Source organism: Corallococcus terminator, assembly GCF_003611635.1.
Taxonomy (GTDB): domain Bacteria; phylum Myxococcota; class Myxococcia; order Myxococcales; family Myxococcaceae; genus Corallococcus; species Corallococcus terminator.
Genome location: NZ_RAVZ01000435.1, coordinates 1 through 6,919, shown reverse-complemented (window position 1 = coordinate 6,919; position 6,919 = coordinate 1). Strand labels below are relative to the sequence as shown.

The 6,919-nt window shown below is 71.3% G+C and carries 6 protein-coding genes and 1 pseudogene; all 7 read right to left on the bottom strand.

Annotation, left to right across the window (positions count from 1 at the left end):
• Positions 1-197: pseudogene (locus D7V88_RS37240) on the bottom strand (hypothetical protein); the annotation flags it as partial.
• Positions 194-1,480, bottom strand: coding sequence for an ABC transporter permease (locus D7V88_RS37235; protein WP_120545320.1), 1,287 nt, complete (start codon positions 1,478-1,480; stop codon positions 194-196). The pseudogene D7V88_RS37240 and the gene D7V88_RS37235, both read right to left, overlap by 4 nt.
• Positions 1,477-2,181 carry an ABC transporter ATP-binding protein gene (locus tag D7V88_RS37230; RefSeq protein ID WP_120545319.1) on the bottom strand — a complete coding sequence of 235 codons (705 nt, stop codon included), beginning with the start codon at positions 2,179-2,181 and terminating at the stop codon, positions 1,477-1,479. The genes D7V88_RS37235 and D7V88_RS37230 overlap by 4 nt, the downstream gene beginning before the upstream one ends.
• Positions 2,178-3,830, bottom strand: a complete 1,653-nt coding sequence (locus D7V88_RS37225; RefSeq protein ID WP_120545318.1) for a hypothetical protein — start codon at positions 3,828-3,830, stop codon at positions 2,178-2,180. Before D7V88_RS37225 ends, D7V88_RS37230 begins: the two co-directional genes overlap by 4 nt.
• A gap of 179 nt (positions 3,831-4,009) precedes the next feature.
• Positions 4,010-4,816 (bottom strand): hypothetical protein, encoded by an 807-nt coding sequence (locus D7V88_RS37220; RefSeq protein ID WP_120545321.1) that lies wholly within the window; start codon positions 4,814-4,816, stop codon positions 4,010-4,012.
• 19 nt (positions 4,817-4,835) lie between these two features.
• A complete protein-coding gene (locus D7V88_RS37215) occupies positions 4,836-6,023 on the bottom strand; it encodes an ABC transporter substrate-binding protein (RefSeq protein ID WP_120545317.1) in 1,188 nt (395 codons plus the stop codon).
• A 33-nt stretch (positions 6,024-6,056) separates the two neighbouring features.
• A complete protein-coding gene (locus D7V88_RS37210; RefSeq protein ID WP_120545316.1) occupies positions 6,057-6,794 on the bottom strand; it encodes a PspA/IM30 family protein in 738 nt (245 codons plus the stop codon).
• Positions 6,795-6,919 lie beyond the last annotated feature (125 nt).

The following is a 6,919-nucleotide window of genomic DNA, read 5'->3' as shown; positions in this document are numbered from 1 at the left end:
CCCCCCAGCACGACGAGCCCCACCACCGTGAGGCCCAGCACCGCGCCCGCGCGAACGACGGAGGGCGACGACGTCACCGCGGAGACCTCCGCGGTGCGCACGCGCAGGGCATCCGCGAGTTCGCCGCCGTAGAGCCACCCCAGTGCCCCCAGGCACAGGACGTTGGCCACCAGCGTCCCGCGCTTGGGGCCCGTCATCCCGCGAGCGTCCTCGCCGGATCCGTGGCGGCGGCGCGGCTGCTGGGAAACCAGGCGCCCGCGAGCGCGGCCACGAGGCCCAGGAGCACGCCGCCCAGCAGCACCGTCACCGGGAAGGAGAAGAAGCTGTCGGGCTTGAAGGGAAAGTCCGGCAGGTAGCCCGCCGCGAAGCGGTCCACCGCGAAGGCCAGGAGCAGCGCCGCGGAGGTTCCCGCCGCGCCGCCCAGCAGGCCCACCACGCTGGCTTCCGCCAGGACGATGGAGCGGATGTCCGCGCGCGAAGCCCCCACCGCCTGCATCACGCCAATCTCCTTGGCCCGGGCGCGCACCGACGCGGACATCGCGTGGGTGATGTTCACGGCGGCCAGCACGCAGATGAGGATGGACAGGAGCGCCAGCGCGGACGTGGTGAGCGCCACCGCCGCGCCCGCGTTCTCCGCGAGCCTTCGCTCCTGATCATCGATTTCGAAGCCCATGCCCTTCACCGCCGCCACCAGCGCCGGCACGTACGAAGGATCCGCCGCCACCAGCGTGACGCCGGTGTAGCTCTCCGCGTCCGCGCCCGCCGCGCGGTTGATGCGCACCGCCGTGTCCAGTGGGATGGTGATGCCCGCGAGCATGGCCCGGTCCGACGCGCCCACCACCTGCGCCTGCTGCGTGGAGCTGGGGCCGCCCGACGTGGCCGCCACGTAGGAGCGGTTGAACTCCACCGGGAAGCCGAAGCCGATGAGCATCTCCGCGGACAACTGCGGCAGCTTGCGCGCGGGGGCGAACGTCTTGTTGTACAGCTCCAGCAGGCGCGTGGAGATGAGCGCCGGGATGGCCTTGCCCTCGCCAGGGTCCTTGAAGTCCTTCGCCTCCTGGAGCCCCACGTCCTTCTGCACGAGGCCGGGGTCCACGCCCACCGCGAGCACCTCCAGGCCCATGCGCAGGCGCGAGCCGAAGAAGGTGCCGTCGTAGCGGGTCACCGCCGGCACGCGCACGTTCATCTTCCGGTATGCCGTCTCCACGCCGGGCAGCGCGCGCAGGCGCTCCACCGCGCCCGTGTCCAGCTTGCCGCCGCCCAGCAGGCCCAGCGACACCGACGGGGGCACCACGTCCACCAGCCGCGAGTCCGTGGGGAAGATGCGCTCGCGGATGACCTGCCCCACGCCCAGCCCCAGGCCCACGAAGAACACGAGCGCGCCCACGCCCATCGCCACGCCGAAGGCGGAGAAGAACGCGCCCCGCCGCTCGCGCGCGAGCGACAACCTCACCAGTCGGGACAGTGCGTCCAACCTCACGGGGCACCTCGCGACGACAGGACCGCCGATGTCGGGGACTCCTCGATGAGCCGCGCGTCCTTGAGCCGGAGCACCCGGCGCGCCACCGCGCTCATGCGCTCCTCGTGGGTGACGGTCAGCAGGGTGAGCCCATCCCGGTTCAGCTCCTGGAAGAGTTCGATGACGCCCGCGCCCGTGGCCGCGTCCAGGTTGCCCGTGGGCTCGTCGCACAGGAGCAGCTTGGGGCTGCCGAAGAGGGCCCGGGCGATGGCCACGCGCTGACGCTCGCCGCCGGAGAGGCGCACCGGTTCGCGGTCCTGCTTCGAGCCCAGGCCCACGCGCTCCAGGAGCATGCTCGCGCGCTTGCGCGCCTCCGGGACGACAGGGCCGAAGTGCGAGGGCAGCAGCACGTTCTCCAACGCCGACAGGTTGGGGATGAGGTGGAAGGACTGGAAGACGAAGCCCACGTGCGTGTTGCGAAAGCGCGCCAGCTCCACGTCGCGCAGACCGGAGAGCTTCTGGCCTCCCACCTCCACGGTGCCCTGGTAGTGCACGTCCAGGCCGCCCAGCAGGTGCAGCAGCGTGGACTTGCCGCTGCCGGATGCGCCCACCACCGCGACGAAGTCCCCGGCCTCCACGTCGAAGGACACGCCGTCCAGGACGCGCACCCGCGCGCCCTCGCCGTCCTCGTACTCCTTCACGACGTCCCGGACGCGAATCAAGGGGTGGCCGGAGTCGTGGTGGTGGTGCCGGCCGGAGCGGGCGTCAGACGCAGGGAGATTTCCGCCTGCAATGCCTTGTCCTTGCGCGACAGCGACATCGTCACGGCGCGCAGGTCGTCGGTGGCGTCCAGCCAGCGCACCGTGGTGGCCTTGATGGCGAAGCCGCCAATGCCCCACGCGGAGGACGGTAGCGCCTTCACCGCGTCCGCCAGCCGGCGCAGGTCCAGCAGCAGCACCACCGCCGCGTCCTTGCCCACCGACTTCAAGTCCTCCGACACCGGGCCCGTGCCCGCCGGCTGCGCGAGCGCGGTGAGCGACGACTCCAGCCGCGCGCGGGGCGCCGCGAGCACCAGCTTGCCGTCCTTTGTGAGCGCGAAGTGCGCGCCCTCGCCCGCGCGGTACGACGTCAGGTAGGCCTTCTGGCCGTTCAGCTCCGTGGCCTCCACCTTGGCGCCGAAGCCGCCCGCGAAGCCGGGAATCTTGTCCAGCGTGGCCTGCCCCTTCGCCACGTCCTTCGTCTCCGCGATGGCGACCAGGTTGACGAAGCGGAAGGGGTTGGTGCGCCGCAGGTCCAGGTCCGGCAGGCCCGAGCCCAGGTTGACGCTGGGCGACAGCGACAGGGCCAGCACCATGCCGGGCTTGAGGTTGTCCAACACCTCCGTCTTCACGTTGAAGCCCGCCTGCTGCACCGCGCGCGTCACCTGCGTGCCCGCGAGGTACGGCCACACGCCGTCCAGTTGCGCCGGGTCCCCCCGGAAGCGCGCCACGAAGAAGCTGTCCTGGGGCAGCCAGCCCGCCAGCGCCTCCCCGCCCTTGGGCTCCAGCGCGGCGAGCGACGCCTGCGTGTCCGGCCACGGCGCGTCCGCGCGCAGCGTCACCGCGCGCTCCTCGATGTGGCCCGCGAAGGTGATGCCCTGCACCGTGCCCGCGGGCAGCAGGCCCGAGCCGCCCGGCAGCCACACGTGGAAGTCCCGGTCGCCCGTCAGCCGCTTGAGGGACGCCTCCAGCACCGGCTCCTTCGCGATGGAGTTCTCCTCCGGCAGCGCCGCCAGCTCCGGCAGCCGCGCCACCGCCGCGCCCGCGGACAGCAGCACCAGGTCGTGCTTGAGGAAGAGCAGGCCCAGCGCGGGCTCCGTGGCACCCGGACGGCTGAAGGTGACGAGCCGCCCCGCGTCCGACTTCGTCTCCTTCTCCTCCGACGCGCCCAGCCGCGAGCGGGCGAAGGTGGCGAAGGTCGTCTTCAGCTTGTCCGCGTCCTTCACGCCGATGACGGACACCGCCTGCGTGCCGCCCAGGAAGGCCGCGCCCGCGCCGCGCTTCGGGTCGATGCCGGCGTCCTCCAGGGCCTTGCGGCTGCGCAGGTCCACGCCCACCTGCCGCATCACCGCGGACACGTAGCGCTCCGCGCTGGGGAAGTTCTGAAGCTGCGCGACGAACGAGGCCACCTTGAGGTTCTGGAAGCGCGCGAGCTTCTCGCCCAGCGTCCCCAGGTCGTCGATGACGACGGCCGCCTGCGCCGTGCGCGGCAGGTAGCGCGACACCCCGGCCGGCGAGGACGCGGGACCGGCCGCGTCCTTCCCGCAGCGCGAGCAGCCGGCGAACACGACCAACAACAGGAGCAGCGGAAGAAAGCCAACGCGGCGGAGCATGGGCGGCAGGACAGGATGCCTGCGCCGGAGAGTCAACCTATTCGTGTGCCGTCGCGGCCCCCCGCCACACCCCCAAGGTGCCACGGTGAACAGGTGCCTTCCGCGTCCCCCAGGCCCAACCTGTCCGACTGTCGGACAGGTTTTGACAGGGCGGCCCGGCAGGCGGTCCCGTGCCCGGCCTACCGCACGCGGCTGCCACCGTGCGGCAGCGGCCCACGCGTCTCTTCCGTGAAGTCCAGGAAGCGCTCCATCTGGCGCACCGTTTCGTCCGTGGACTCCGTCTCCGCGCTGAGCACGTCCAACTGCCGGTTGACGCTCTCCGGATCGCGGATGGAGATGGACTGCTCGTGCGTCAGCCGCATCAGGTCCTCGATGCCGGCCAGTTGGTGGCTCACCACCTCGCGGCTCTCGCCCGCCTGGTCGAAGCGCGCCATGCGCTTGCGTTGAATCTCCAGGCGCTTGCCCTTCACGTCCTTGAGGCGCGGGTTGGGCTCCTCGGCCACCTCCGCCTCCAGCGCCGCCACCTCGCCCACCAGGTTGTCGCGGTCCGCGCCGCTCAGGTACGTGCGGTACTGGTTGAGCGCGGAGATGAGCCGCAGGAATGACGTCAGCAGCGCGTCCAGCTTGGGCTCGCTGTCCGCCACCAGCACGCGGCCCCCGGGCAGCTTGCGGTAGTTGGCGAGGATCTTCTCCTTGAGCCCCACGAGCTGTTGGTAGTGGTCACGCTGCGACGGCGCCAGGTCCGCGAGCAGCGCGTCCACCGCCGCGCGCGCGGCCTCCGGGTTGTCCGGCGTCTGCGCCCGCACGGCGCGCTGGAAGCGCTTCATGGAGGACAGGAAGCCCAGGTACAGGCCCTCCACGCCCAGGGCCACCAGCATGGGCAGCGGCTCCTGCGTGACGGCGCTGGACATGGCCGCCGTCGTCAGGCCCACCAGGTTGGCCGGCAGGAGGAACGCGGCCTTGATGTAGTTCGGTGTCTTCGCCACGTCCGACTCCCCTTCCCGCTCAGGGCCCACGCGCCTCGGAGACGTATTTCAGCGCGCCCAGGTCCCGCGTGTCCTCCGCGGGGGGCGGCGCCGTACCGCGCTTGAGCTTCTGGAAGAGCGCCGCGGCGCTCTGGAACAACTCGTCATAGGTAACTGGCGCCTCGCCGGAAAGGCCGAAGAACGCCCGATTGTCCGCCAGTGTCGCGGGGGGAGCGCTGCGGATGGCCTCCGAGGGGTCTCCCAGGTACGGCGCCACCTCGCCCAGCATCCGCGCCCCGGCCGCCGGGTCCTTGAGCACGCCCTGCCCCGCGTCCAAAAGGCCCCGCAGCACCCGGCGCACCCCATCCGGGTAGCGAGCCGCGAAGTCTCCGCGCGCCACCAGCACCGTGGCCAAGAGGTGCGGCGCATCCGCCGTCGTCGCCAGCACCGCCCCGCCCCGGTCCCGGGCCGCCAGCTCCACGTCGCCCCACAGCCCCACCACCGCGTCCGCCCGGCCCTCCCGGAGGGCCCGGCCCGCGTCCAGCGTGGAGGGCAGGTCCACCCAGCGGACATCCGACGTGCGCAGCCCCGCACGCGCCAGCACCCAGAGGGCGAAGTAATGCGAGGAGCCGAACGGGTACACGCCAATGCGCTTGCCGCGCAGGCTGGCCAGGTCCGGCACGCCCACCGCCGCCATCGCCTCCTGGCCCCGGCTGCGGCCCACCAGCAGCACCGTGCGCGGCGCCGCGTCCCGGAGCGTGGGCACCCACGTCGCCAGCCGGTCCACCGACAGCGCCGCCATGTCCACGCCGCCGTTCTCCGCGCCCACGGACAGGGCCTGCTTCAGCTCCTCCTCGCGCGCGAAGAGCACCGCGCGGGCATCCAGCGCGTACGCCGTCTTGAGCAGGCCCTGGGCCGCGCCCGGAGGGGTGGCGGGGTTGTCCAGCGTGGTGGCGCCCCCGGTGGCCACCAGCAGCGCGGCGGCGGAACCCCGGGCGGTGAAGCCAATGAGCACGGGCCGCAGGGGCACCGACGCCACGTCCGCCACCGGGGCCGCCACGCCGGCGGGAAAGTCGCCGGGGGACAGCCGCACGGCTTCGCGGGTGGACGGAAAGAAGCGCGTCTGCAGGCGGTCGAGGTAACCCGCCCGCGAGGCGAAGACGTACCCCGCGCCCAGGACACAGAGCGCGAGGAAGAGAAAGAGGCCGGGTCCGCGGTGCAGCTTCATCCGTGTGCGCCGGCCTCTTTCATGGGTGGAGACCTACTTGATCTCCACCTTCTTGCCGATGGTCTTCTCGGTGCCAGCACCCACGTCCGACACGGGCGCGGGGCTGTCCAGGAGGCCCATCTCCATCTTGAACTGCTTGACCAGCTCGTCGCCCTGGATCTTCTCGGCCTCTTCTTCGATGGCCGCGGCCTGGTGGTCCACCGACTCGAGCGCCATCTGCATGCGCGCCTCGTTGATGGCCGTCTTCTCCTGCACCTTGCGGAGCATCTCGTCGTGCGTGGAATCCACGCCGGCGACGGTGAAGGACTCCATCGTGTCGGCGACCTTCGCCTGCCACTTGGCGCGCCGCGCGTCCCGGACGGCGTTCATCGCCTCCTGGGTCTTCTTGTCCTTCTCGCGCATGAACGCCTTCTTGACGTTCAGCGCCTTCTCATAGGCCTGCTTGGCGATGTCCAACTGCGCCTGGTTGCGCGCCAGGGCCTCCTTCTCGCCCTGCAGCTTGGTCGCGTAGGTGCCGGCCAGGTCGTCACGTCCCGCCTGGATGGCGGCCTTGACCTTGGCGGTCAGCTCCCGCACGTCCTGCTGGTACTTCAGGTTTTCCTTCTCGAGCAGCGTCACATTCGCCCGGACCATGGCGATGGACTCATTCATCTTGGGGACCTGATCGTTCAGGTCACGGATGTTCTGCTCGAGAATCAGCTCCGGATCCTCGATGGAGGAGACGAAGAAGCCCGCGAAGCTCCGCATCGCTCTCTTGAATCGTTGCCACATGTCGGCACTCACCTCCACCTGTGCGTAATCCCAACCACCTTACACGAACTCCGACGCCCACAAGCACCCGGCCGGAAGGCTCCTGTCACCCTGACTACGCCCACCCCCGCCGGATGATTGCTCCC